The sequence below is a fragment of the Gordonia sp. NB41Y genome (genome assembly GCF_030718915.1).
Classification (GTDB): domain Bacteria; phylum Actinomycetota; class Actinomycetes; order Mycobacteriales; family Mycobacteriaceae; genus Gordonia; species Gordonia desulfuricans.
Window position 1 is genome coordinate 5,450,429 of sequence record NZ_CP132196.1, and the last position, 24,352, is coordinate 5,474,780.

The 24,352-nt window shown below is 67.4% G+C and carries 29 protein-coding genes; 11 read left to right on the forward strand and 18 right to left on the reverse strand.

The window, feature by feature from the left end; all coding sequences use genetic code 11:
* The first annotated feature begins 133 nt into the window (after positions 1 to 133).
* A complete protein-coding gene (locus tag Q9K23_RS23810; protein WP_305950569.1) occupies positions 134 to 388 on the forward strand; it encodes a GntR family transcriptional regulator in 255 nt (84 codons plus the stop codon).
* A 53-nt stretch (positions 389 to 441) separates the two neighbouring features.
* On the opposite strand, the gene Q9K23_RS23815 is transcribed toward Q9K23_RS23810, so the two are convergent.
* Positions 442 to 1,407 (reverse strand): hotdog domain-containing protein, encoded by a 966-nt coding sequence (locus tag Q9K23_RS23815; protein ID WP_053777818.1) that lies wholly within the window; start codon positions 1,405 to 1,407, stop codon positions 442 to 444.
* Between the two features lie 98 nt (positions 1,408 to 1,505).
* Positions 1,506 to 2,141, reverse strand: coding sequence for a TetR/AcrR family transcriptional regulator (locus Q9K23_RS23820; protein WP_053777819.1), 636 nt, complete (start codon positions 2,139 to 2,141; stop codon positions 1,506 to 1,508).
* A gap of 79 nt (positions 2,142 to 2,220) precedes the next feature.
* Between Q9K23_RS23820 and Q9K23_RS23825 the strand changes: the two genes are divergently transcribed.
* Positions 2,221 to 2,604: a DUF1304 domain-containing protein gene (locus tag Q9K23_RS23825; protein WP_020789415.1), complete on the forward strand. Its 384-nt coding sequence runs from the start codon at positions 2,221 to 2,223 to the stop codon at positions 2,602 to 2,604.
* Positions 2,605 to 2,653: 49 nt separating this feature from the next.
* The gene (locus Q9K23_RS23830) at positions 2,654 to 3,673 is read left to right on the forward strand and encodes an NADP-dependent oxidoreductase (RefSeq protein WP_053777820.1); all 1,020 of its coding nucleotides are present in this window, start codon (positions 2,654 to 2,656) and stop codon (positions 3,671 to 3,673) included.
* A gap of 88 nt (positions 3,674 to 3,761) precedes the next feature.
* Here Q9K23_RS23830 and Q9K23_RS23835 read toward each other — a convergent pair whose 3' ends face one another.
* The 4 genes from Q9K23_RS23835 to Q9K23_RS23850 form a co-directional block, all read right to left on the reverse strand.
* Positions 3,762 to 4,433: a hypothetical protein gene (locus tag Q9K23_RS23835; protein WP_305950304.1), complete on the reverse strand. Its 672-nt coding sequence runs from the start codon at positions 4,431 to 4,433 to the stop codon at positions 3,762 to 3,764.
* Between the two features lie 187 nt (positions 4,434 to 4,620).
* The gene (locus Q9K23_RS23840; RefSeq protein ID WP_152972810.1) at positions 4,621 to 5,442 is read right to left on the reverse strand and encodes an enoyl-CoA hydratase/isomerase family protein; all 822 of its coding nucleotides are present in this window, start codon (positions 5,440 to 5,442) and stop codon (positions 4,621 to 4,623) included.
* On the reverse strand, positions 5,414 to 7,030 hold the full coding sequence (locus tag Q9K23_RS23845) for a long-chain-fatty-acid--CoA ligase (protein WP_020789420.1): 1,617 nt from the start codon (positions 7,028 to 7,030) through the stop codon (positions 5,414 to 5,416). Before Q9K23_RS23845 ends, Q9K23_RS23840 begins: the two co-directional genes overlap by 29 nt.
* A gap of 40 nt (positions 7,031 to 7,070) precedes the next feature.
* Complete coding sequence (locus Q9K23_RS23850) at positions 7,071 to 7,961, reverse strand: SDR family oxidoreductase (protein WP_020789421.1); 891 nt, start codon at positions 7,959 to 7,961, stop codon at positions 7,071 to 7,073.
* A 175-nt stretch (positions 7,962 to 8,136) separates the two neighbouring features.
* On the opposite strand from Q9K23_RS23850, the gene Q9K23_RS23855 reads away from it, so the two are divergent.
* Entirely contained in the window at positions 8,137 to 8,841 is a 705-nt protein-coding gene (locus Q9K23_RS23855) for a PaaX family transcriptional regulator C-terminal domain-containing protein (protein ID WP_053777822.1), read from the forward strand.
* Between the two features lie 90 nt (positions 8,842 to 8,931).
* Here Q9K23_RS23855 and Q9K23_RS23860 read toward each other — a convergent pair whose 3' ends face one another.
* Positions 8,932 to 9,246, reverse strand: a complete 315-nt coding sequence (locus Q9K23_RS23860) for a hypothetical protein (RefSeq protein ID WP_261977995.1) — start codon at positions 9,244 to 9,246, stop codon at positions 8,932 to 8,934.
* Positions 9,247 to 9,281: 35 nt separating this feature from the next.
* On the opposite strand from Q9K23_RS23860, the gene Q9K23_RS23865 reads away from it, so the two are divergent.
* Positions 9,282 to 9,407 (forward strand): hypothetical protein, encoded by a 126-nt coding sequence (locus Q9K23_RS23865; RefSeq protein WP_261977996.1) that lies wholly within the window; start codon positions 9,282 to 9,284, stop codon positions 9,405 to 9,407.
* Between the two features lie 160 nt (positions 9,408 to 9,567).
* Here Q9K23_RS23865 and Q9K23_RS23870 read toward each other — a convergent pair whose 3' ends face one another.
* From Q9K23_RS23870 to Q9K23_RS23885, 4 genes are all read right to left on the reverse strand, one after another.
* Positions 9,568 to 9,759, reverse strand: coding sequence for a hypothetical protein (locus tag Q9K23_RS23870; protein WP_261977997.1), 192 nt, complete (start codon positions 9,757 to 9,759; stop codon positions 9,568 to 9,570).
* Positions 9,760 to 10,130: 371 nt separating this feature from the next.
* Positions 10,131 to 11,336, reverse strand: a complete 1,206-nt coding sequence (locus Q9K23_RS23875; RefSeq protein WP_020789413.1) for an MFS transporter — start codon at positions 11,334 to 11,336, stop codon at positions 10,131 to 10,133.
* Position 11,337: 1 nt separating this feature from the next.
* Positions 11,338 to 12,228 (reverse strand): NAD(P)-binding domain-containing protein, encoded by an 891-nt coding sequence (locus Q9K23_RS23880; RefSeq protein ID WP_261978004.1) that lies wholly within the window; start codon positions 12,226 to 12,228, stop codon positions 11,338 to 11,340.
* Between the two features lie 18 nt (positions 12,229 to 12,246).
* On the reverse strand, positions 12,247 to 13,068 hold the full coding sequence (locus tag Q9K23_RS23885) for a TIM barrel protein (protein ID WP_053777871.1): 822 nt from the start codon (positions 13,066 to 13,068) through the stop codon (positions 12,247 to 12,249).
* A gap of 340 nt (positions 13,069 to 13,408) precedes the next feature.
* Between Q9K23_RS23885 and rsgA the strand changes: the two genes are divergently transcribed.
* The 4 genes from rsgA (at position 13,409) to Q9K23_RS23905 (ending at position 16,566) form a co-directional block, all read left to right on the forward strand.
* Positions 13,409 to 14,488, forward strand: coding sequence for a ribosome small subunit-dependent GTPase A (gene rsgA, locus Q9K23_RS23890; protein ID WP_053777825.1), 1,080 nt, complete (start codon positions 13,409 to 13,411; stop codon positions 14,486 to 14,488).
* Positions 14,489 to 14,656: 168 nt separating this feature from the next.
* Positions 14,657 to 15,118, forward strand: a complete 462-nt coding sequence (locus tag Q9K23_RS23895) for a MerR family transcriptional regulator (protein ID WP_053777872.1) — start codon at positions 14,657 to 14,659, stop codon at positions 15,116 to 15,118.
* A gap of 3 nt (positions 15,119 to 15,121) precedes the next feature.
* The gene (locus Q9K23_RS23900; RefSeq protein ID WP_020791670.1) at positions 15,122 to 16,150 is read left to right on the forward strand and encodes an aldo/keto reductase; all 1,029 of its coding nucleotides are present in this window, start codon (positions 15,122 to 15,124) and stop codon (positions 16,148 to 16,150) included.
* 26 nt (positions 16,151 to 16,176) lie between these two features.
* Positions 16,177 to 16,566 carry a PPOX class F420-dependent oxidoreductase gene (locus Q9K23_RS23905; protein ID WP_053777873.1) on the forward strand — a complete coding sequence of 130 codons (390 nt, stop codon included), beginning with the start codon at positions 16,177 to 16,179 and terminating at the stop codon, positions 16,564 to 16,566.
* 159 nt (positions 16,567 to 16,725) lie between these two features.
* Here the strand turns inward: Q9K23_RS23905 and Q9K23_RS23910 are convergent, their stop codons facing one another.
* Positions 16,726 to 17,343 (reverse strand): M23 family metallopeptidase, encoded by a 618-nt coding sequence (locus Q9K23_RS23910; protein ID WP_261978005.1) that lies wholly within the window; start codon positions 17,341 to 17,343, stop codon positions 16,726 to 16,728.
* 379 nt (positions 17,344 to 17,722) lie between these two features.
* Between Q9K23_RS23910 and Q9K23_RS23915 the strand changes: the two genes are divergently transcribed.
* Positions 17,723 to 18,139, forward strand: a complete 417-nt coding sequence (locus Q9K23_RS23915; protein ID WP_053777827.1) for a VOC family protein — start codon at positions 17,723 to 17,725, stop codon at positions 18,137 to 18,139.
* Between the two features lie 417 nt (positions 18,140 to 18,556).
* Positions 18,557 to 19,483: a hypothetical protein gene (locus Q9K23_RS23920; protein ID WP_053777828.1), complete on the forward strand. Its 927-nt coding sequence runs from the start codon at positions 18,557 to 18,559 to the stop codon at positions 19,481 to 19,483.
* Positions 19,484 to 19,541: 58 nt separating this feature from the next.
* Here the strand turns inward: Q9K23_RS23920 and Q9K23_RS23925 are convergent, their stop codons facing one another.
* The 6 genes from Q9K23_RS23925 to Q9K23_RS23950 form a co-directional block, all read right to left on the reverse strand.
* Entirely contained in the window at positions 19,542 to 20,090 is a 549-nt protein-coding gene (locus Q9K23_RS23925) for a hypothetical protein (protein ID WP_053777829.1), read from the reverse strand.
* Between the two features lie 169 nt (positions 20,091 to 20,259).
* Entirely contained in the window at positions 20,260 to 20,865 is a 606-nt protein-coding gene (locus tag Q9K23_RS23930) for a hypothetical protein (protein ID WP_053777830.1), read from the reverse strand.
* 172 nt (positions 20,866 to 21,037) lie between these two features.
* On the reverse strand, positions 21,038 to 21,805 hold the full coding sequence (locus Q9K23_RS23935; protein WP_053777831.1) for a helix-turn-helix domain-containing protein: 768 nt from the start codon (positions 21,803 to 21,805) through the stop codon (positions 21,038 to 21,040).
* Complete coding sequence (locus Q9K23_RS23940; RefSeq protein WP_020791868.1) at positions 21,802 to 22,008, reverse strand: hypothetical protein; 207 nt, start codon at positions 22,006 to 22,008, stop codon at positions 21,802 to 21,804. Before Q9K23_RS23940 ends, Q9K23_RS23935 begins: the two co-directional genes overlap by 4 nt.
* Positions 22,005 to 22,274, reverse strand: coding sequence for a hypothetical protein (locus Q9K23_RS23945; protein WP_020791866.1), 270 nt, complete (start codon positions 22,272 to 22,274; stop codon positions 22,005 to 22,007). Before Q9K23_RS23945 ends, Q9K23_RS23940 begins: the two co-directional genes overlap by 4 nt.
* A 472-nt stretch (positions 22,275 to 22,746) precedes the next feature.
* Complete coding sequence (locus Q9K23_RS23950; protein ID WP_305950305.1) at positions 22,747 to 24,159, reverse strand: YfjI family protein; 1,413 nt, start codon at positions 24,157 to 24,159, stop codon at positions 22,747 to 22,749.
* Positions 24,160 to 24,352: the final 193 nt, after the last annotated feature.

The window sequence follows — 24,352 nt, forward strand, 5'->3', positions numbered from 1 at the left end:
GATTTCGCCGTCGTCGCCCGGAGTTGGGTAGACAAGTCGTCCAGGTGTACAGATCTCGTGGGTACACGGTTCCAGGTGGAGGTTCCGGGTGTCTCCGCGGTAACAGGAGATCTACGACGCCATCCGCACCCAGATCGACTCCGGCGAGTACCAGGCCGGCGACGAACTGCCTGCCGAGGTCGCGCGCATGGAGCAGTGTCAGGTGAGTCGGGGACCGATCCGGCAGGCGCTGTGCAGTTCGCGTCCGTGCGTCGCTAGTTCGACGCCGTGGCCGCCGATGCCCGGGCCCTCGCGATCGCCGAGGGGGCAGCGCTGCTGCGGGAACCGGACCGGATTCGACGCCGAGGGGCCGGCCGTTCGGGTACTCCGACGATCGGTACCGCCCTGATCAGGTGAGGTTCGCCATCATGAACACCGTGGACGTCACCTGATCGCCGTTGGTCACGGGGTTGCGGTCAGCCATTGCAGACGCCGCGGCAGGGCCGCCCGGATCGCCATGAGTTCGCGGGCGTGGGCATCGAGTGCCCGGTCCTCGTCGGAGACCGGCACCCACCGCCGCACCGCGGTGGCATCGCCCTGCTCGTCGACGGCGGCCACGATGGTCAGGCTGTGGGCGCAGTCACGCATCTCGCCGGTGTGCGGGGCGCCCGCCCGGACATGTACCGAGACGTGCATCGTCTGCTTGCCGGTGTGGATCAGCCGCGCATCGAGTTCGACGACGTCGCCGATGTGGATCGGCGCGTAGAACCGGATGCCGCCGACATAGGCGGACACGCACCGCCCGCCACACCAGCGCGCGGCGTTGAGGTAGGCCGATTCGTCCATCCACTCCATCACACGCCCGCCGTGGGCGTTGCCGCCCCAGTTCACGTCGGTCGGCGCGGCCAGGAACCGGGTCTGGGAGCGGGGCGCGGTGCCCGCCTCGGAATAGGTCATCCCGGCCATCGCGTCCTCGATCGCCCGGCGGACGGGGATGCGGGTGGTCGCGTACTCCTGTGCGGCGCGGTCGGCGTCGGTCGCCGGCACCCACTGCGGGACCGGACGGGGCCTGCGGTCCTCACCCATCGCGACGAAGATGACCAGGCATTCGCTGGCCACGGTGAAGACACCGGTGTGCGGTGCCGCCGACCGCACCGTGCACTGGATGTGCATGCTCGAGGTCCCGGTGTGGATCAGCGTGGCGGTCACCTCGACGATGTCGCCGGGTTCGATACCGCGCGTGAAGGTGATGTTGCCGAAGTAGGCGGTGACCGCGTAGCCGCCCGACCACGTGGCCGCACAGGCATAGGCCGCCTTGTCGATCCACGACAGCAGCCTGCCGCCGCGTACGTCACCTCCGAGGGTGGTGGCGTCGGTCGGTGCGGCGAGAAAACGAAGCGTGAACTCACGGTCGGACACGGGAGACATCGAACCTCCAGGGGTGATCGGTGATCAGCAGATCATGCCTGGACCGAAAACCTGACAGGAAGGGGGAGGTGGGTTGTGAGCGGTTTGGCACACGGCGTTCACATGGGGTGGACGCGGTGAGGTGCGCCGCCGGCGGACGCCGGACGGCCGTCCCGCGCGTCCTCGAGGGTGGCGATGGCCGCGGTGAGGGTGTCGCAGGCGGCGTCGGCGTCGACGCGGGCCAGGGTCAGCGCCGCGATGGTCGAACCGGTGGTGAGGATGGTCAACCGTCGGCGCACCGCGTCGTCGGTGTCGGGCAGCAGGGCGCGTATTCCGTTGGCCACCGCCTGCGACAGTTCGCGGTGGTAGTCGCTGATCACCTGATGGACCGCGGCGTCGTCGCCGATCGGCGTGGCCGCCGAGGTCAGCAGCAGACATCCGTGGGGTGAGGTGTCGCCGGCGAGGGCGGTGATGGCGATCCGGAGTCCGTCGAGGTGGTCGAGGATGGCGGTGGGCGAGACGACGTCTGCGGTGAGCGGCCGGAGTCGGGGACGCACGATCTCGTCGAGATAGTCGGCGACGGTGGCGTCGAACAGGCCGCGCATGTTGCCGAAGGCGTGATAGATGCTCGATCGGCCGACCCCGGTCGCCTCCTCGACCTCGGCCACCGACACGGCATCGAAGCCGCGACGCCAGAAGAGGTCGCGTGCGGACCGGATGAGTTCACTCCGGTCGTAGCCGGCGATGCGTCCCATGAGGACTCCTTGGTTGACAGATTCTGCAATGACCGTTCTAGTATAGTTCTGCAACGTTCGGTCTACAAAAGGAATCCCGATGGCGGTCGTCGCACTCGTCTGCGCCGTTATGGCAGCAGTACTGCACATCTACATCTTCGTGCTCGAATCCGTGCGCTGGACCGACGAGCGCACCCGCCGTACCTTCGGCACCACTGCCGAGGAGGCCGAGGCCACCCGGGAGATGGCCTTCAACCAGGGCTTCTACAACCTGTTCCTGGCCGTCATCACACTGGTCGGCGTCGGGCTCTGGACGGTCTCCGACGCGGTCGGGGCGGCACTCGTCTACGCCGGGGCCGGGTCGATGCTCGCCGCCGGCCTGGTGCTGCTGATCTCGTCGCCGGGCAAGGCCAAGGCGGCCATCACCCAACTCTTCTTCCCGCTGCTGGCCGTCGTCACGGTCACCATCGCACTACTCGTCTGACGCCGGGGAACACCCCGCCCGGCATCACCCACCGAGATCAGGAGGTCTCATGTCCACCAGTACCCAGATCCAACTCGTCTCCCGCCCGGTCGGCTGGCCCGAACCCGCCGACTTCCGGGCCGTGCAAGTGGAGCTCGCCGATCTCGCCGACGGTGAGGTGCGTGTCGCCAACGAGTTCATCTCGGTCGATCCGTACATGCGCGGTCGCATGATCGACACCCGCTCCTACATCCCGCCCTTCGCGCTCGGGGAGACGATGGGCGGCGGAGCCGTCGGTCGCGTCGTCGAATCACGGTCGGCGGACCTGCCGGTGGGAACCCTCGTGCTGCACCAGCTCGGCTGGCGTGATGTGTCCACCGGGCCCGCCGCCGCGTTCAGTCGCCTGCCCGAGCCGCCGGCCGGTTCGGAATCGTCGGTGTACCTGGGCATCCTCGGGATGACCGGGCTGACCGCCTACGTGGGTCTGACGGTGATCGCCGGTGTGAAACCCGGTGACGTCGTGTTCATCTCGGGTGCCGCGGGTGCGGTCGGTACCGCCGCCGGACAGATCGCTCGCCTGCTCGGTGCCTCCGCGGTGATCGGTTCGGCCGGTGGCCCGCAGAAGGTCGAGCTGCTGACGTCGCGGTACGGCTACGACGCGGCCATCGACTACCGGGCCGGTTCGGTCCGAGATCAGTTGCGCGCCAGTGCCCCCAAGGGAATCGACGTCTACTTCGACAATGTCGGCGGCGATCACCTCGAGGCCGCACTCGACGTCTTCAACGACGGCGGGCGTGCGGCCTTGTGCGGCGCGATCTCGGCGTACAACGAGACCAAGGCGCAGCCCGGTCCGCGCAACATGAGCAACATCATCACGCGGGGTCTCACGTTGCAGGGCTTCACGCTGGGCAACTACCTCGGCTACGCCAAGGAGTTCAACGAGAAGATGGCGCAGTGGTTCTCCGCCGGCGAGATCGTGTACGACGAGACCGTCGTCGACGGCATCGACCACGCGGTCGACGCCTTCCTGGGCATGATGCGCGGAGAGAACATCGGAAAGATGGTCGTGCGCATCGCCTCTGCGGAGTGATCGAACTCCTCTGCCACCGGCGAGGTCGTCCGGCTCTCGGAACACCGTGAGTTCACCACGTCCGCAACAACTCTGGACCAAAGGCCGTTCAGCCGAGCAGATTGACCGCATTGGCCACGACGAGGCTGAGGATCACGATCGACAGCAACGACTGGATCGCCATCGCGAGCTTCGCCCATCGGGCCAAGGGCATCACGTCGGTGGGGCTGAAGGCGGTGGCATTGGTCAGCGCGAGGTAGAGGTAGTCGAAGAACACCGGCCGCCAGCCCGGCGCGGCGAGTGACGGGTCGAGTTGTTGCGGAAACGCCAGGTCGGGGTGGGTGCGCGGGTGTAGATGCCGGGTGACGGGTCCGCCGTTGTCGAGTTCCCAGTAGAGGAATGCGAACGCGATGATGGTCTGTATCCACACCAGGGCGCCCGAGATGAGCAGTTCGGTCGCCACGGTGGTCTGGGGGTTGCCGTGCAACAGGTCCCAGACCAGACGTCCCGCACCCCAGGCCGCGCCGACGGCGATCGCCGCGACGAGGGCGAGTGAGAGGGCACGTGCCCGACGTCCGGGCCGGTCGATGCGCCCGGGATCGACGATGACCAGGGCCACCAGCACGAGTCCCTCGATCGTGGGCAGGAGCCAGTCGGTGCCCGGTGAATAGCGGGCGGGCAGGAGAAACGGCACGGCCATCGAGACCAGGACGAACGCCGATGCCGTCCACCGCCGTTCGGCGCGTGGGCGGCCGTCGGCCGGGCTGTTCTCGCTGGTCATGTCCGCCCCGTCCCGAGGTGGGATCCTGCTTCTGGTGGTCAGCCTGCAGGATCCCACCGTCGGGGCGCGGATGTGGTCGATTCACGGATGCGGCACGGTGCGGGGTCGGTGCCGCGGCGCCGCGGTGACCCGACTCGCAGCGTCGGCGAGGCCGGTTCGTGGACGGGCCGTTCTCACCGGGCCGCTCTCACCTCCCGCCGGTCAGCGGCGTGGCCGTCTCGCCGGCCCGCCCGGCGTCGGTCTTGTCGAAGAACTGCTGCGATCGCGACTCGACGGTGATGTTCCCCCCGCACAGCGCGTAACCCCACATCGCCTCGACGCGGAGCTGGTCGTGGAGCGGACGTCCGATGATCTCGTGGACGGTCTCCTTCGCCGACTCGATCGCGGCCTGATCGCAACGCAGGATCTGTTGCACCAGGAGTTCGGTGGCATCGGCGAGCTGCTCGTGGGACACCACCCGGTTCACCATGTTCGCCGCGAAGGCGCGGTCGGCGGTGACGGGTTCGCCGGTGAGGACGAGTTCCATCGTGAAACCGACTCCGCAGGTGTTGACCAGCCGGACGATTCCGCCGTCCGCCGAGTGCATCCCACGGCGGACCTCGAAGGTACCGAACTGTGCTCTGTCGGAGGCGATCCGGAGATCGCAGGCCATCGCCAGTTCGATTCCGTGACCCAGGCACCAGCCGTCGATGGATGCCACGATCGGTTTGGTGATCCGGGCGAGCGGACCACGCGTGATGCCCGAGAGGCCGTCCTCGAGTCGTTCCCTGCCCACCATCGGTCCCACCGTCTGCCATTCGGGAGCGTGGGTACGCAGGTCGGCGCCCGCGGTGAAGGTGTCCCCGGCGCCGGTCAGGACGGCGACACGCAGCTGGGGGTCGTCGCGGAAGTCCTCGAACGCCGCGGAGAGCTGTTCGTGCATCTCGACATCGACTGCGTTCTTGACCTCGGGACGATTCATGGTGATCCAGGCGACCGAATCACGCTTCTCGTAGACGACTTTGCTCATGATCACTTCCTGTGTTCGGACGAACTATCGGGCGGAGGGGGTCGAGTGACGGAGACGCCGACGCGCGCAGGACGTTCTTGCGGACCTTGCCGCTCGGCGTCGTCGGCAGCTGATCGAGAAAGGTGATCGCCTTGGGAACCTTGTATCCGGCGATGTGATCTCGGCAGTGGGCGATCAGTTGCGCCTCGGTGACCGCCGAATCGGTGACGACGAAGGCCGTGACCTGCTCACCCCATCGGTCGCTGGGAAGCCCGAGCACCGCCGCCGACCGAACTGCGGGGTGGGTGTTCAAGGCGCGTTCGACCTCGACCGAATAGACGTTCTCACCACCGGTGACGATCATGTCCTTCGCCCGGTCGACCAGGTACAGGTTGCCGTCGGCGTCCAGCCGCCCGAGGTCACCGGTCTTGTACCACTCACCCGCGAAGGCCGACGCGGTCGCATCGGGGTTGTTCCAGTAGCCGTCGACCATGATCGGCGATCGCACGAGCACTTCGCCGACGACGTCGTCGGCGGCGTCATGGCCGTCGGCGTCGGTGACCCGCACCTCGACGAAGGGGAACGGGCTGCCGCACGAGGACAACAGTTCGGCGTTGTCCGGGTCGTGCTGATCAGGCCGGAGGATGGTGATGATGTAGGTCTCGGTGGTCCCGTAGAACTGTTCGAGCTCGCAGCCGATCAGGTCGGTGGCCGCACGGATCGTGTCGGCCGAGATCGCCGATCCGGCGTAGAGGATTCGGCGGATCGAACCGAAGTCGGTGTGAACGGCGTCGGGGTGGTGGACGATCATCTGGATCGCGGTGGGTACCAGGCACACCACCGTGGGTCGGAACGCCGTCACCGCGGTGAAGAAGGTGCCCGGATCGAACTGTCCGACAACGGCGATCGTGGCGCCGTGATAGATCCCGGAGAGCGTGAGCCACGATCCCGCCAGGTGGAAGTTCGGCATGATCATGAGGACCACGTCGTTGTCGTGGAAGCTCTCGGTGGGCTCCACCGACGCCATCATGAACCAGTTGTCGAATGCCCGATGGGTGATCTGGGCACCCTTGGGGCGCCCGGTGGTCCCCGAGGTGTACGCCAGCAGCGAGACGTCCTCCACCCGGATCGGTACCGCCGGGTCCGTGGTGGGCTGATCGGCGATCCACTGGTCGAGGCCCGTCTCGCCCTCGAGTTCTGTTCCGAAGACCACGATCTGGAACGGTCGAGCGCACAGGTCCCGGACTTCCGCAAGCGTGGGGACGAGCTGGGAATCGACCATGACGATCGACAGGCCGGCATCGTCGATGAGTGCCACGAACTCGGGAACCGCGAATCGCCAGTTGAGCGGAACGAAGATCCCGCCGGCCTTGTTCGTGCCCAGCCAGCATTCCCAGAAGCTGACGGAGTTGGGGCCGACGTAACCTATCCGATCACCCCGTCGAATGCCGGAATCGATGGCGGCATGGGCGATCTGGTTGGTTCTGTCGTCGAGTTCGCGATAGGTGATCGAGGCTGCTGCGTCGACCAGTGCCACCTTGTCGGGGCGGGTCGCCGACCAGTGCCGTCCGATGTCGGGGAGTACTCGTATTGATCTATGTCGCCACATGGCAACACCTTTTGATCCGAAGTGTGGCTGCGTGCGAGGGTCACTCGGTTGTCGACGCATGGGTTGCGGCGAGAATGGCGGGCTCGACGGCCCGGTGGAAGCCGTCGAACGGGGAATTGTTCTGGGCGGGTTGCAGGTCCCACCAGCCGCGTCGCGCGTTGGGTGCGCCGCCGTCGATCCGGATGCAGGATCCTGTGATGAACGACGCGGCGGGGGACAGGAGGAAGACGATCGCGGCGGACACCTCGGCTTCGGTTCCGAAACGTTGCAAGGGGATCTGGGAGGACACGCCGGACTGGATGAACTCGGTGTCCTTGGTGTCGTAGGTGTCGAGGCCGCTGGATGCGATGGAACCGGGGGCGACGGCATTCACCCGGACGCCGGACTCGGCGAACTCCGTTGCGGCGGTTTCGGTGAGCGTGAACATCCCGCCCCGCGCGGCGGCGGAGTGCGAGAAGTTCGGCCAGCCGTTCCAGATGTCGGCGATCATGTTCACGATCGACCCGCCGGTCTGTGCCATCGCGCGGTTGTAGACCTCGCGCATCACGATGAATCCGCCGGTCAGATTGTTGCGCACGACCGCCTCGAACCCCTTGGTGCTGATGTCCTTGAGGGCGGACCGGTACTGCCCGCCGGCGTTGTTCACCAGACCGTCGATGCGGCCATGACGCTGGAGGGTGGCGTCGACCAGATCGCCCACGGCCGACTCGTCGCGGATGTCGGCGGGATGGATCGACACCGATCCGCCGTCCTCGGTGATCTCGTGGCGGACCTGCTCGAGCTTGTCGGGATTGCGTCCGACGATGGCCACATGGGCGCCGAGGCCGGCGAGCTCATGGGCGGTGCATCTGCCGATGCCGCTGCCGCCTCCGGTGACGATCACGACCTGCCCACTCAGCAGATCGGGGGCGTAAATCGATCGATAGGGCATGGGACATACCTCCTCAATGCAATCCGAAAGGCGATTGCCCGTCCGGATGTAACACACAAGTATCACGTGATTGAGAACGGTAATACGATTTGATTGACGGAGTGAATGGTATGGCCAAAAATTCCGGGTGTACTGTTGTCGCGTGTCGGAACGCCTTCTACCTGCCGTGACACCGATGACGGCGCGATCGGTCGCCATCAGCGCCCTACTCGGCTACCACCCACCAGAACTCGCGGTGAGTGCCCTGGTGCGGATCGGTGGGCTTTTCGGGATCGCCGAACAGACGATGCGGGTCGCATTGACCAGGATGGTGACCGACGACGACGCCACTGTCGCGAACAGCGTCTATCGGCTCACCGAAAAACAGGTTCGACGGCAGCGCGAACAAGAGGTCAACGCGTCACCGCCCCCGGGGACGTGGGACGGCGATTGGGACGTGGCGATACTAGTGTCCACCGCGCGGACGCAATCGGAACGGCTCGCGTTTCGCCGTGCGATGCTGCGGGCCCGGTTCGCGGAGTTGCGTGAGGGGGTGTGGACCAGGCCGGCCAATCTGGACCAGGATCTCGACGAGATCATCACCGGCTCATGCAGGTTCGTCGTCGGGCGGTTTCGCGACGACACCCCACCTGTCGCCGACCTGTGGGACCTGTCGTCGTGGTCGGCCGAGGCGTGGCGCCTGATCGCGGTGATGGCCGATGCCGACACCCTGGTCGCGGGATTCGTCGCCAATGCGGAGGTGTTCCGGCACCTTCAGCTCGATCCCCTCCTGCCTCCGGAGCTCCTGCCCACGGACTGGCCGGGGGAGCAGCTGCGAGCGCGCTTCGCCGCGTTCAACGCCGACTACGCGGCCCGCCTACGAGAATTCAGTCAGGAGTGATCGCCGGCCCCGATCGTCGGGAGTCCCAGGGTCACATCGGAAGTCCCAGGCCCGCAAGGTCCTGGCATGTCCGGGATGCAGGCGTCGTCCTCAGCCCTCCGGGGTGGGCTTGCGCCGAATCCCCCATACGCCGATGAGCACCGCTGCCACCGCACTCAGTGCGGTGAACAACCCGAGCCCCATCGAGACGATCAGCGGCACCGACAGAGCGGTGATCAATCCGCCACCGAGGAACGGTTCGTAGGGTAACTGCTTGTAGCCGTACGCGTTCGCCGTGGACGTGCGGCGTTGCGGATCGGCCATGTCGGCCAGGACGAAACCGGTCGCCACGTTGCCCTGCGACTGGCCGAAATCGGCGATGGCGTGCTCGAACCAGTCGTCGCGGTGGAACTGCCTGCCCAGCACGATCAATGCGACCGCTCCACCCGACGCCGATCACCGTGAACACGACGATCGCGGGTACGTTGGAGCCGATCGTCGCCAGCGACATCGTGCCGATGGCGCACACCAGCAAGACGTCGAGGGCGATCGACGAGATCCCCTCCACGGCACGCTTGTCCACGTGATGGGCCTGCCCGGTCTTGGTGACCAGCCACTGGACGATGAAGCCACCGATGACGGCGACCGGGAACAGCGGCATCTTGTCGAGGATGTCGGAGCCGAGCGCGGACACGACGGCGCGCGCGGCCCACAGGATGCCCACCGACAACAGGATCGTCACACCGATCAGTGCGAAGGCGATGGTCGTGGGATGGAGCCCGGAGTCGGCCCGGGCCGCTTGTCTGCCGGGGTGAGGTGGATGTCGTCGACGTCGTACTGCTCGTCGGGCTGCAGGAGTTCGTTGCGTTTGAGCGGGATTCGCGGATTGCGCACCGCCCAGCGGACGTGGGCAGAACCACCCACGACGCCGGTGACCATGCTGATCGTGGCCAGCCCCAGTCCGATGTCGACCAGTTCGGGGACGCCCGCGTCCTCGAACAGCTGCCAGCAGCGACCCGGCCTCCTTCGAGGTGCCGAAGACCGGCGCCGGCAGCACCAGGACGGCGAGACCGCCGAGCGCGAACTGCCCGAACGGGAGGAAGGCGCCGAAGAGCGTATGGGGTGCGGCCGCATGCCACAGGCCCCGCCGGTGCGTGTGCGGAGTGTGATCTCTGGCCGACCCCGTCCGATTCCTGTGAGCCCCAACTGCTGTGGCATCGACCAGCGGTGCTGTCCGTCAGCCGTGCCGACCGAGGTCGGCTGCCGGTGGTCTGCCACAGACGGGCGGACGCGCCTGGATCGAGCGGGCATCATCGTCGCCGAAGGCGCACGGCCCGGGACGTCGACGCGACGATCGCCGCCGCGGCGAGCACCACCATCGGGGTGGTCAGGCCGACGGTCGGCGCGAGGGTCGTGACGAGCACCGGGAGCCCGAAACCCAGGTAGCAGGCGACGTAGAACGCACCGGTCACCGCGCCTCGGCGGGCAGGTGGTGTCCTGGTCTCGACGTCGACCAGCCCATCGCGCAGACACAACCCGTAGGCGAGGCCGAGGACCACAGCGGTGACGACGAACAACGCCATCGAGGGGTGGGCGCCACCAGCGGCGCACAGGAGGAAACCCACCGCGGCCAATGCGGCGCCGACGACGCCGGCCATCGGGCCGGCATGCGTCTGCCGGACGACGAACTGGATGATCACCCCCGTGCCCAGGGCCACGGCGGCGGCGAGTCCGGGCCCCCAGGCGTCGTCGCCGATCCGTGCCGACATCACCACCACCACGACCGTCACCGACGAGAACACCCACAGCGCCATCGGGACCGACCATGACAAGGCGGCCCCCACCGACCGCTCGTTGTCGTCGATCATCCCGTTCGGATGCGCATGGTGGGGGCGGCCGCCGGGGGTCAGCACCGTACCGACCGCAGCCGCCGCCAGTGAGACGATCCCGGTGGCGAGGAACGGGATCTGCAACGGATGGGCGACGAGTTCGGCCAGTAGACCGGTGATCACCGGGCCCAGCGCGAATCCGGTGGTGAGGACGACGCCGGCCGATGTCACTCCCGACCGTCCACGCAGGTCACCGGCCCAAGCGGTGCCGGCGCCGATCGTCAGTCCGGCGCCCAGACCCACGACCAGCCGGCCCGCCAGGACACCGGTGGAGTCATGCCAGACGACCATCGCCAGGTTGCCCAGTCCGGCGACGGCGGCGCCGGAGAGCACCACCGGACGTCGACCGGTCCGGTCCGAGAGCGTGCCGCCACCGAACAGGCCGGGCAGCAGTCCGAGCGCATAGATCCCGAACGCCCCGGTGAGGACCGTCGCCGACAGTCCCTCGTCGGCCTTGAGGACGGGGATCATCGACGCGAAATGATTGGCACCCCATCCGGTCACGAACAGGACCAGCAGGACGACGGGGAGGGCATACCGCAGCCGGATCGGCATCGGCGCGGGCAGCGCGCGCGACGGCAACGGTGGTGAGCGGTGTTCGGGTCGGGCCCCTGATGACGCGGGCACGTCAGCCGTCGAATCGGCCGGACAGGCGCTCGACGCCGCGGAACAGGGCCCCGTGGTCGAGGCCGCCGTCGCCGTTGGCGCGTGCCGACGCCATCAGGGTGGCCATCAGCGATCCGACCGGGACGACCACCCCGGCCTCGCGTGCTGCGGCCGTGACGATCCCGAGGTCCTTGTGGTGCAGATCGATCCGGCCTCCGGGCTCGAAGTCGCGGGCGATCATCCGGGCCGCCTTGTGGTCGAGGACCGCCGACCCGGCCAGTCCGCCGGCCAGGACCCGGACCGCCGTCGAGGTGTCGACGTCGTGGGCCTCGAGGAAGACGATCGCCTCGGCCAGGGCTTGGATGTTGGCTGCGACGATCAGCTGGTTGGCGGCCTTCACCGTCTGCCCGCTGCCACTCGGGCCCACGTGCGCGACGGTCCCGCCGACCGCGTCGAGGACCGGTGCGACGGTCGCGAAGGCGTCCGGGGAGCCGCCGACCATGATCGACAAGGAGCCGGCCACCGCACCCTCCTCGCCGCCGGAGACCGGGGCGTCGAGGAACTCGAGGTCGCGGGCGCGGGCCAGGTCTGCCATCCGGATCGCGACATCGGGCCGGATGGTGGAGAAGTCGACGATCACCGTGCCGGGTGCGGCGTGGGCGAACACGCCGTCGTCGGCGGTGAGGACCAGTTCCACATCGCCGGAATCGGGGACGTTCAGCATGACGATGTCGGCACCCGTGGCGGCCTCGGCGACAGAGCCCGCCGCCGTTCCGCCGGCGTGCACCAGATCGGCTGCGCGCGAGGCGGTCCGGTTGTACCCGGTCACGGTGTGTCCGGCGCGTACCAGGTTGATCGACATCGGGCTGCCCATAACGCCGAGTCCGATGAATGCGATTGTGGCCATGGCGATCCTTTGCGGTGGGAACGATCAGTGGTCGGTCGAGGACGGTGCCGGGAATCCCGGAATCCAGTCGAACGGGTCGGGCCGGGTGGCGTGGTGTTCGAGGCTGATCCACCCCGGGTATCGCTGCGCGTCGAGGGTGGCGAGATGGGCGGCGAGATCCAGTGTCCCGGTGCCCGGCTCACCACGGCCCGGTACGTCGGCGATCTGGACGTGACCGATCCGGTCGGCGAACCCGACGAGTACACGCTCGACGTCGTCACCGTTGACCGTCAGGTGATACAGGTCGGCGAGCAGTTTCACGTTGTCGACGTGGTGCTCGCGGCGGACGCGTTCACCGGCGGCGATCGCGTCGGCGGCATGGGTCAGCGGGTAGGTGGGTATCCCGCTGATCGGTTCGAGGAGGATGTCGGCGCCGATGGTCGCGGCGGCGCGGGCGGCGACGGCGAGATTGGTTGTGGCGAGCTCGTTCTGGACGTCGACGTCGAGGCCGTCGAGGCGATTGCCGTACAGCGCGTTGAAACCCGCCGTGCCCAGTTGTCCGCCGATCCCGATGGCGACGTCGACGCTGTCGGTGAACTCGCGGGAGGCCGTCGGGTGCGACAGCAGCCCGCGGTCCCCGGCGGCGAGGTCGCCTGCGGCCAGATTCAGATGCGTGAGGCGGACCCCGGCGTCGTCGATCGCGGTGACGAAGCCGTTCACGTCCCGATCGGAGGGAACGGCGGAGTCGAAGGGCCACCAGAACTCGACTGCGCCGAATCCGGCATCGCGTGCCGCCTGCGGTCGGCGCAACAGTGGAAGGTCGGTGAACAGGATCGAACAGTTCACGGTCAGTCGGAGAGTGTCGATGACGCACCTCCTCAGCACTGTTCGTGTCCGTCGACGGGCAATCGCCACCCATCGAGCCTAGTGCCGACGCTGGTGGTGCCCCTGCACCGGCCTCGCGAGGGACCGTCACGACAGGTGGTCGGTCGGCGGCACCGGGAGGTGGACATGTGCAGCAGCTGTCGACCGAATCGGAGTCGGGGAGGTGATCGGAAAACCGATTGCGCGGTGGACAGGAACTCCGATAGCGTCGCGTCCTCTGAACATGTGAGTCCGAGAGAGGAGCGGGATCGATGACCGTCGTCGTCCGTGCTGCCCGCAGCACCCCCAGTGGTTCCCGCCCCATCATTCCCAAGGACCTCATATGTCTTCTCGCCACCAAGAATCCGTCGACCTGACCTCCATCGGCTGGGATACCCTCCGCACGACAGAGTTCTCCGACCATGCCGCACAGGGATTGGTCCCCGGTCGCGTCGCGCGTGTCGACCGCGGCCGATGTGTCGCCCTCACCCCGGTCGGCACGCTGCGGGCATCCACCGCCGCGGTCGGGGTCACCGAGACCGACGGCGGTGTCGTCGTCGGTGACTGGGTGGCGCTGCGACTGGGCGGCACCACCGAGGTGGTCGACCTGCTCGCGCGTCGGGGCGCGATCTGTCGTGCCTCGGCCGGGCGCACCTCCCTTCCGCAGATCCTCGCCGCCAACGTCGACACCGTCCTCGTCGTGGCGGCGCTGACCGGCAGGCTACGGCCGTCGCGGATCGAGCGGCTCATGGCCCTCGCCTGGGATGCGGGCGCGACACCGCTCGTCGTCCTCACCAAGGCCGACCTGTTCGTCGCCGATCCACAGGAGACCGCCGTCGATCTCGCCGCCGCGGTTCCCGGCGTGGAGGTGATCACCACCAGCTCGGTCTCCGGGACCGGACTCGATGAGATCCGGGATCGGTTGCGCGGCACCACTGTCGTGCTCGGACCGTCCGGTGTTGGGAAGTCGACGCTGGTGAATGCGATCCTGCGGTCGGACCGGATGAAGACCGGTACGGTGCGCGCGGCCGACGACAAGGGCCGCCACACCACCGTCACCCGTGAACTGATCCCGATTGCCGGCGGTGGGGTGCTCATCGACACCCCGGGCCTGCGGGGGATCGGGCTCCAGGATGCCGGCGTCGGCATCGACCAGGTCTTTGCCGACATCGAGGAACTCGCGGCCGGTTGTCGCTTCACCGACTGTGGTCACCGGTCCGAGCCGGGCTGTGCCGTGCAGGACGCAATCGAGGCCGGGGAACTCGATGCCACCCGCCTCGACCGCTATGGGCGGATGCTGCGCGAGAGCCGTTGGGCTGCCGATCGGGGTGACGCGCGCGCGGAACGTCGTCGGCGTGACGAGTGGAAGACGATCACCAAGCAGCAACGCGCTACACACCGATTCCGCGAACGCAACGCCTGACGCAGCGAGCCCGACGGTGCGCCGTGATCCGAACTGTGGCGGAGTTCCCCGGATACCGGGTGCGTGTGGGGCACGGTGCGTGTGGAGGGGAATGCGCCGACGATGATCTCGGATTCGTCGAGTCGGCGGCGTTGCGTTCGAGTGCGCTCGAAGGCCTACCGTGGCTCCATGACCAGTTCCGACGACCAGTCCATCGCGGAGGTGTCCGCGCGAACGGGTCTCTCGCGTGACACCCTGCGCTGGTACGAATCCGAGGGCGTGATCCCGACGGTGCCACGGACCGCGGCCGGGGTGCGCCGCTATGACGACGCGACCATCCGCATGATCGAACTCCTGGTCCGGTTGCGGCAGACCGGGATGTCGGTGGCCCACATGCGCGACTTCGTGACCATGGTGGGGCAGGGAGCCCGGACGCATGGGCGGCGGATGCGGCTTCTGGAGGACCACCGGGAGGAGATCGAGTCCCGCATCCGGGAACTCGTCGACGGTCTCGCCGCCGTCGACGAGAAGATCGCCCACTACCGGCGACTCATCGACGCCGGGCTCGACTGCACAGAGCAGGTGATCGAGGATCCCGACGAGCTGGCCGAGCAGCGGTGGACCGGCGAACAATCAACAGAGAGAAAGTGATACATGCGGACAATCGAGTTGGGTGACGGTCTGACGACCTCTGCCCTCGGCTTCGGCGGGATGTCGCTGACACACGTGTACGGCGGCACCGACGACGACACCGCGTTGGCGGTTCTGCACGCCGCCGTCGATGCCGGGATCGGCTTCATCGACACCGCCGACGTCTACGGCACACCGCCGCCGGGGGTAGACGGTCCCGCCGGGACCAACGAGGAGCTGGTCGGTCGGCTCCTCGCGACCCGCCGCGCCGAGGTCACCGTCGCGACGAAGTTCGGCATCACCGGCCGGATCGGTGCCGGCGGCGGCTTCGGGAACCGACGCACACGCGGTGATGCGGAGTATGTGCGCAGCGCCTGTGAGGCATCCCTGCGACGCCTCGGGACCGACGTGATCGACCTGTACTACATGCACCGCCGCGATCTCGAGGTGCCGATCACCGACACCGTCGGCGCGATGGCCGAACTGGTGAGCGCGGGCAAGGTACGCCACCTGGGGCTATCAGAGGTGACGGCATCGGAACTCGCTGCCGCACAGCAGGTTCACCCCATCGCTGCGGTGCAGAGCGAGTGGAGTCTGTGGTCACGCGATGTCGAGACCAGCGTTGTATCGGCCGCTGCCGAACTGGGTGTCGGCTTCGTGCCCTACTCGCCCCTCGGTCGGGGCTTCCTCACCGGAACCCTGACCCGTGAACAGATCGATTCCGACCTTCGCGGTCAGACCGCCCGGATCGGTGACAACTGGGATGCCAACCAGCGCGCAGTGGCCGTCGTCACCGATGTGGCGCGGCGGGTGGGGGCGACCAACGCCCAGGTGGCACTCGCGTGGCTGTACGCCGCGGGACGTCGGCTGGGGGTGGGCACCGTGCCCATTCCCGGAACCCGTTCGATCACACGGCTCCGGGAGAACGCGGCTGCGGTGGACCTGATCCTCGACGACGCCGCGGTTGCCGAGCTCGACACCGTCGCGGGTCTGGTCGCCGGGGATCGCAACATCGTCTCTGACCCCACCTGGATCTCCTCGGGACGCGAATAGCAGTGCACCACAACAGAAAGAAGAACATGACCACCATACCGGCCAGTCATCGCGATCTGCTGGAACGGCCACTGTATGCCCATCTGGCCACCATCCGACCCGACGGCACACCGCAGGTCAATCCGATGTGGTTCACCTGGGACGGTGAGTACCTGTACTTCACCAACACCAGGACACGCCAGAAGTATGTGAATGTGACCGCCCATCCCGCGGTGGCGATCTCGGTGAACGACCCCGATCAGCCCTACCGCTATCTGGAGGTGCGTGGAGTCGTCGAACGCATCGACGACGATTCGTCGGGGGCGATCTTCGCCGCACTGGCCGAACGGTACGGCCTGACCATGGATGGACCACCCGGCGACGTCGCCGACCGGGTCACCTATGTGGTGCGCCCCACCGCGACCAGTAGGCAGTGACAGCAGGCCGGGGTGCTCAGCGCGTGACCTGGGGCTACCGGGTTGTTCTGTCGGTATGTGACTTCGGATCGCCGCTGACGCTCATGTCGTGCAAGGAGTGACTCTGGCGAATCGGCGAGCTCGGATTCGTGGATGACAGGTAGCCCGCTGGGCCCATCGTCACGGATGGACGCCGCGCTTGTTCAGCCACACCTGCGGATTGATCTTGCTGCCGCTTTTGTCCCAGACCTCGTAGTGGAGGTGCGGGCCGGTCGACTCGCCGCGATTGCCGACGGTGCCGATCTGCTGACCCGCTTGCACGTGCTGGCCGGCGTGGACGAAGCTCTGGTCGACATGGCCGAAGACGCCGGTGGTGCCATCGTCCTGGCTGACCCGGATCCACTGGCCGAAACCCGACGCCGGACCGGATTCGAGGACCACTCCGTCGGTGACGGCATACACCGGCGTGCCGATCTTGGCGGCGATGTCGACGCCGTAGTGGTGGGTGCCCCAGCGCGAGCCGTAACCCGAGGTCACGGTGCCGTTGGTCGGCTTCACAGCCTGCTTCCTGCCCGGCACCGAGAGGTTCGGGCGCAGCAGGTCGCGTGTCAGCTCGTCGAGCTGTGGGGGCAGCTTCAGGTTCGAGGGCAGCGCGACGTTCTCGGGGAGCGTGATGTTCGACGGCAGGGCCGGGACGGGCGGGGTCGACGTCGGATGCGCGTTCGCGTTGGCGGCGCCACCAGCCGCGAGTCCGATCGCGCCGGCGAAGACCGCGAGGGCGCCGGCCTGGGCGCGAATAGGCGTGGATGTGACGGCCCGGTGTTGGCCGCGCGATCCTGGGCGTTGCTCCGTGTCGATCGAGAAGGGTGTCGGCGTCTGGGCAGTCAGTCGGTGTCGAGGCACGGCTGGGTCCGTTCGTTTCGTAACAGTTCGGTATCGGCAAGGACACGGCGAGATTACCCACAGGTTCCTGAATTGGTCCTGAGAGGTTGCTGGATAGTGACCGACGACACATCTATGCGTGTGGGCCGGATGGGGGTGGTGCGTGGTTCTTCACCGTCGTGACTTCCAGGCGGAGCCGTCGGCGCCGCCGTCCGCGGGGCCGCGGCTTCCTTACTCCTCTACGCCCTGCAATGGGAGTTTGTCGGTTGCGTTTCCGGGCGGGGATAGTTGCCGGATGAGATTCTCCGTGCACCATGTGGCGATCAGCGTGGCATCGATCGAGAGGTCGGCCCGGTTCTACGCACAGTTCGGCTTTCGGGAAGTGATGCGTTACGACGCTCCCGATGCGTCCATGTCGGTGTCCCACCTGCGCCTCGACGGGATGATCCTGGAGTTGTTCACCTTCGCCGCATCGGAACCGCTGCCGGATGCGGCTCGCGATCTGGTCACCGATCTGCCCGAGATCGGCGTGAAACACTTTGGTCTGCAAGTAGATTCCGTCGAACAAACGTTGCGTGACTTCACCCGGCGCGGTCTGTGTCCTGCCTCGACCGCCATCACAGAGGGGCGTACCGGCGTGCGGTACTTCTTCATCGCCGACCCGGACGGGATACTCGTGGAGTTCCTTCAGGACGATCGCGTCTTCGACTGATCGGCTCTCGCGTGGTGGCCGTTCACGATAGGGAGTCGATGACCTCGACCGGCGTATCCGGTCCCGCACCGTCGGTCTGGATGCCACTCCGATAGCAGAAAACCCCTGCTGAACAGGGGTTTCATGGTGCGCCCTCCGGGATGCCACTCGAACTCAGTGGGCGCACTCCGGCCGGAGGCCGGCAGGGGTGTGATGGTGCCCTCGGTGAGACTCGAACTCTAAACGCGCCTCGCTCCGACCTCGGTCGATTGACGTAATAGATTGGCAGGCAGCGATATTCGGGTTACGTTGAATCAACTTGGATCAACGCCGATCAACCGAACGTGTAGCCAAAGTGTAGCCACTCGATCGTTTGTGCCCACAGGGTTTGTCGTGGACCACGTGTGCTGCAACCGCCGGTCGCCTACTGTACGGCGTATGACTACCGCCTCGGGGCCGCCGGACGATGCTCAGATTCGACGTCAGCGGGAAGATCTGCAAGCGAGCTTGACGCAGATCGGAACGGGCATTGTGGCCGCCTTGCAGGCCCCACGGAAGCCCAAGCGCGATAACAGCACGATGTCGCTTTGGCTGCTCGGTCTGCTTCCAGTCGCGATGGCCTGTTTGCACTTGGTGATTGTGTCACGCGGCGATGCGGAGACATTGAGGTCGCTGACAGAGAATCTGAATGTGACGGCGCTCGTGCTCGCGACGACGTTACCGCTACTAAGTACGGCTCTGACCTGGGTATTCTTGTTGATCTTGCTATTGTTTATGGCACCGAAGGCACAGAAGCGCCCGAAGACGACGACGCTCCTCGTCTGGCTCGTGATCGTTGGCGTGATCGACTTCTTCGCGATGTCGCTCCGGTACATGCTGGTCAACGCGATCATCTTTGCGGTTTTGGTGATGTTTCTCGTGGTCGTGGTGTATTGGGCGACTCAACTAAAGGCGCCGTGGGGTGAGCGCATAAAGGCGCTGGCGGAAAAGGCTGCGAAGGCATTAGGTATCGCCTTTTTGGTCGCACCGCTAATAGTGTGGCTCGGATTTCTCGGTGTCTGGCTCCCACAAGAGCACCTAACTGTCGGCGAGACACAGCTCGCGCCGGTTTATTTGCTGTCGTCAGATGTTCGGTGGACAAAATTCATGGACGCGGACCACAAAGTGCATTTGATACCGACGCAGTCGATCACTCGTCGCCAGATGCTGGGTACGCCACAGTCGACTTGGAGCAAGACGCCGTTCGCGCTGATTCGCGGGAACGATGCGCCGAAGCCGCCTAACCCGCCGGTCCCACCGGCGGTAACAACTACAGTCATTCAGCCACCACCAACACCCGCTCCACAGCCCACCCCTACCGGCTGACCGACAAACGAACCGACCCCGTCGAGATCACCTCGACGGGGTCGGTTCGCGTTCGGGTTCATCCCTGGTGTAGCCGCCACAGCTCGCCGCCGCCGGGCACGATCGGCCGAGCGGCGGGCCAGCGGCCCGAGCGGATCGCCGCGAGCTGCATGGTGCTCTCGTCGTTGTATTCGGACAGCTTGAGCGCGGCGTCGACCTGCTCGCCGCTGATCTCGCGATACCCGTACAACCGAGCCGCAAGCTCGCGGATCGGCGACCAGGTCGTTTCGATGAGGCGGCGCGTGCGGTCGAGCGTTCCAGGGTCGCCGCTCGCAGTGAGTGCGCGGCGGTCGTCGCGGTGAACGCTGAGACGGTCGATCACCTCGAACGAGCTGAACCTCGGGCCGCGCTGAAACCGCAGCTCAGCGACCGTACCCGCGAGATCGACAACGTCGGGTGTCCCGAGCGGTGCGCGGCTGAACTCGCACCGGCCCGCGTGGCCGTGTTCGTCCGCCGGATGGATCACCGCCCGTGCGACGCTCAGGCCCATCACCCGGCCGACGACCGCGTGAGCCGCTTCATGGACCGCGACCGCGAGCTGTGCGCGGTCAACAGTGTGTTTCGTCATCGTCGGTGTCCTTCGAGGTAGTGAGTGGCCTTGCGTTGCTGGCGCGTCGGTGGTCGGTCCAGGCCGATCGCGGCGTTCACGCAGCTAGTGCAGCGGTAGCCGTGGACCGAGCCCCGCCACCAGATCGTTGTGGCACCGCACGACCAGCAGGCGTGCAGACTCGCCGCGCTCACAGTTCAACCCCCAACGCGCGCAGCTCGTCGGCCGCCGACAAGCCCGAGGGCGTCGCCGGTCGGGTCGTCTCGATCGGTCGGGCGAGCTTGCGCTCAATCGCGCAACCCTCACGGTCGACGCCCCGCAGCGCCTCGACCAGGCGCTCGGACGCCGACAACCGGCCCCGGGTCTGACCAGGGCGAACCGCCCGGCCGAGCAGCGCCGCGAGATCGGCGTCGACCTGTTCGGCGTAGCCGGTGAGCAGCGCGGACCACGTCCCGCCGACGACGTCAGCGGTCGAGATCACGGGTGCGGCCGGGCGCTGGACCTGCGCACCGAGGATGGTCGTTGCTCGCTGTCGATCCTCGACTCGCTCGATATGCCGTGTGCGGCGCGCGGCGTCGGATTCGGCCAACATCTGCGTCGCAACCCAAACGGTCGCCTCGACCTCGGCGGCGAGCCGGTCGACGCTGAGACGGAACGTAGCCGGGGCCGGTGCGGCGACGATCTGCTCGGCCAGCGGGCCGGTGATCTCGCGCACCTCGGCGGCGAGCGAGAACGCATCGCCGTACTCAACCGGCACGTGTCGCCGCCTCCGCTCGCGCTGCTCGGTCTGGTCCATCGTGCGTAGTCCCTTCGGTCGGTTCGGTGTGGGCGGTTTCGGCGGCGTGAGTCGACCCGGCCGCGCAGGGCTCGACGGGGTGAGTCGGTCGGGTCGCGGGGTCGTCGGCGGGGTCGCGCCGCCTCGTCGCAGGGTGAGCATGATTCCTCCTATGTCGTTGTTGTGCAGTGCTTTACGGCGCGTTGTGGACGACGACTGTCGGCCGCGAGCCGCCGAGGCGCTGACCAAAGCCACCGAGGTCGACGCGCGGCCCATACGGTTCGGGAGCGCGCCGGGCGAGTTCGGGACGATCGGCGGGCGGGATGATCGGCACGGGCTCGGGCTTCACCTCGACAACGCCGTCGGTCTCGGTGTTCTCCTGTCGCGCAACGGGTTCGGGGCCATCGACGTCGGCCCACGGTTCCGGCTCGTCGTCGTTCCCGGCGCTCAGCTCGACGCTCGCGGGCGAAACCTGCTCGCCGGTGTCTCTGCCCTCGGGCACCGCCGATCGGGCGGCACCGGGCAGCGTGCCGGTCAGTGCCGCCGCCATATCGGGGCGCAACGCCGCAATGAGGCCGACCGCAGCCTCGGCGAACTCGGCGTCGGTCACCGGCTCGACGCCGACCGACACGGCCGTCGGTGCGTTCGTCCCGAACAGCCTCGCGAGCCGGTCGTGTGCGCGCAGCACGATCATCGCCGCGTCTGTGTCGCCCTTGGTCGCGGGACCGAAGTACGTCGCGACAAGCGCCTCAAGGCGCGCACCGTGGACGGCGCGCAGCTCATCGACGCTCTCGGCCTCGCGGCGGTCGAGTAGCCGTTGCACAGCTCGGCGGCTGCCCGACCGATCGGAGTAGCCGAGCGCGTCGGCGATCTCCTGGTAGGTCTCACCGGCGATACGTCGGCGTAGCGCCTCGACGGCGCGCTCGCGCTCGTCGGGCTGTCGGGTGTTGTTGCTGGTCATGTGGGTTCTCCATTCTCATTGGGGACGGCGATTGTGTGGGTGACGTGTCGGGCGAGGTCGAGTCGACCGTCGGCGACGTGGCCGACGATGGTCGCCAGGCGTGCAGTGAGTGCGTCGCGGTCGAGGTCGCCCGGTCGAGCGAGCACCGCCGCTCCGAACTCACGGCCCAGGTCGAACACCTCGTCGGCGGTGGGCGCGCTCACCGCTGCGCCTCGGCGATGAGTGCGAGCGAGCGAGCGATCGACTCCAGTGCGTCGGCTGTTCGCTCGCAGCTCTCGGCGGTCGACACCGCTGCAAGGGTCGAGGCGATCTCGGTCGGGTCGCGGTAGCCGTCGACAACGTCGGCCGCCTCGCGTGCTCGATCGAGCGACGCGCGTGCCGGTAACGGCGTGCCGTCGGGTGCGAGACCGAGTTCGGCCGCAGCTTCTCGCCGCCGCCGCTCCCTGCCCTGTTCGTGTAGGTCGTTCATGGTTGCTCCCTCGGGTGTTGGTCACAGCTCCCGGATTCGGCGAGCTGTGTGTCGGTGTCGGCGTCGGCTCACGTCATGCCGCACCGCCTCGCGTTGTGCGGCACCTTGGTTGAGATACCTATCTCGCCGCTGACCTGCACGTATGTCGGTGACGCCGCCGCTTCGCAGCTCAAGTGCCGCAAGGTGCCGCATACGTGCCGCACTAGGTGCCGCATAGCGTTTACACCGCTTGACCTGCGATAACGCCGAAGTGCCGCAAGTGCCGCATGGTTTCGGGCAAACACCGCTCCAGACCCAGCGATAGATAGATAGGTGTGTTTTCCTAGCCCTCTCCTGAGGCGCGAGGCAGTTTGTGCTGGAATCCGTGCGGCACTTGCGGCACTTTGCCGTTTCCGCAGTTCAGGGCACATAAAGGCCGTGCGGCACCTTATGCGGCACCCATGCGGCACCGTGCGGCACTTTGCGGTTGCCATCACGCCGCCTTGGGGTGCAGGTAGACGACGTGAGCGCCGAGTCGGCCGCTTTCGGTGCGCCGCCGCACGGTCACAACGATGTTCAGATCGGCGAGCGTGGCGAGTATCTGGTCGCGAATGCTCTTGCGGCGCAGCAGTGTTGGTCCGCTCTTGCTCAGCTCGCGCATGGTGAACGGTGCCAGCGGGCGGCGCTGGTGGCGCACACGTAGGTAGTCGAGCGTGGTCGTGAGGTCGGAGAGCCGCACCTCGCCGGTGTCGACGGTGCCGAATGCGGCACGTGTGTGAGCGGCGAAGAACTCGCCGATCCGCTCGGCAGCGGCGACGGTGTCGCGGTCGACGGTCAGGTCGACGCCCGCGCAGCCGTGTTCGGCCATGTGCAACAGCAGCGCGACGCGCACAACTCGGCCGACGTGCTTGCCTCCCCATGCCTCAAGGTCGCCGGACAGGTCGCCGCCGGTGGTCAGTCGACGCTCGACGCGGCGCTGTAGCTCGGCGATCTCCTCACGCGCAGCGGGCGAGAACTTGACCGAGGTCGGGCCGTGCTCGCGGTCGTAGAGACCTCGGGTGAGATCGGAGAGCGCAGCGGCGTAAGCGGCGGCGACGTGTTCGGGTGTGGGCACAGCAGCGTCGGGGTCGCGGTGGCCGACCATCGGGCGCGGCTGCGCGAACGCGATACGCGCGAGCAAGCCCTGACCCCTGAACCTCTCGTCAGCGCACACGGCGGCGAGTACGTCGGGCTGGGTAGCCAGGCACACCGTGAGCGCGGGCCGGTCCACAATCTCGGCTTCTCGACCTTTGCGTTCGACGCGGATCGGATCGCCCGAGTAGCCCTTGAGCAGTGCGTCGAGGTTGGCGACGCCGTTGGCGTAGCGCCCGGCAAAGGTCGCGAACGTGCCGCCCTCGGCCGACATGAGTGCGAGCCGTCCGTCGTTCTCGGCGAGGCGCGAGACCATCGCCTCGGGCGTCACGTCGTCGGCGATCACCCGAGGCAGCGGCGGCACCACGATCGCCGCCGCCCGCTCTGCCAGCGTCACCGCGTACTCGACTGGGTCGACCATGTCGACGCCGACGTCGGTGGCCTGGTGGCTCAGTTTCGACGCCTCGGCCTTGGCGTTCTTGGCTCGCTGCTCGGCGATCTCGCGCCGGGTGCGCGCCTCGGTGCGCTGCTCGGTCGCCGCCTCGACCATGACTCGCTCAGCGGCGTAGACGGGAGCGGTGGCACGGGCCATCGTTGGGCTCTTACGTTCGCTCGGACCGGCCGAGACCGTCAGGAACAGCACGGCCGTCTCGGTCCAGTCGGGCTGCACCTGCGCCTCGACGTGGCCGCCGCACGCCGCCGAGAGCGCGCCGAGGACCATCGGCCCGACCATCGCTGTGTCGACTTGGAGAGCGGCGGCGGTGGCCTCGACCATCGCCGCGTACGACCCAGGCAGTGCGTCGACCGGAAACGACGGCAGATTCTCAGCGGTGAGGGGCAACGGGTCGCCATCGAACAACGCGGTGATCTCGTGTTCGCGCTGGTCCTCGCCCTCGGGCCACGACGGAAACATGTTCTCGCCGGTACTCACGCGGGCTGTAGACTCGGGGGTGAATCCACCGCCCTCG